Here is a 280-nt window from a genome sequence, read left to right as displayed (position 1 = left end):
CTATTGTACCAAACGATTCATTACAAACTTCAAAAACAGATTCATCAAGAATTTCTAAATAATTTCTATGGAAAAAAATGCGAAAACTCCTGCAGAAACCAGGACTATTATGACCAATATTGTGCTTCCCAATGAAACCAATGCATTAGGAAATATGTTTGGTGGTGAGCTTCTTTCTAGAATGGATAGAGCTGCTGCTATTGCTGCGCAAAGACATAGTGAATCTACCGTTGTTACCGCTTCTGTAAACCATGTTTCGTTTAAATATCCTATTCCACAA

Annotated in this window: 1 protein-coding gene; it reads left to right on the top strand. The window is 35.7% G+C overall.

The genetic code is table 11. The features are described 5' to 3' along the window. Nucleotides 1-67 precede the first annotated feature (67 nt). Nucleotides 68-280 (top strand): acyl-CoA thioesterase (locus tag ACTHS4_RS11885; RefSeq protein ID WP_440365987.1); only part of this gene is annotated, 213 nt, incomplete at its 3' end.

This window comes from Neisseria sp. P0014.S009 (genome assembly GCF_051958155.1).
GTDB classification, from domain to species: Bacteria; Pseudomonadota; Gammaproteobacteria; order Burkholderiales; family Neisseriaceae; genus Neisseria; species Neisseria flavescens_C.
This window is presented reverse-complemented; position numbering and strand designations above follow the sequence as displayed.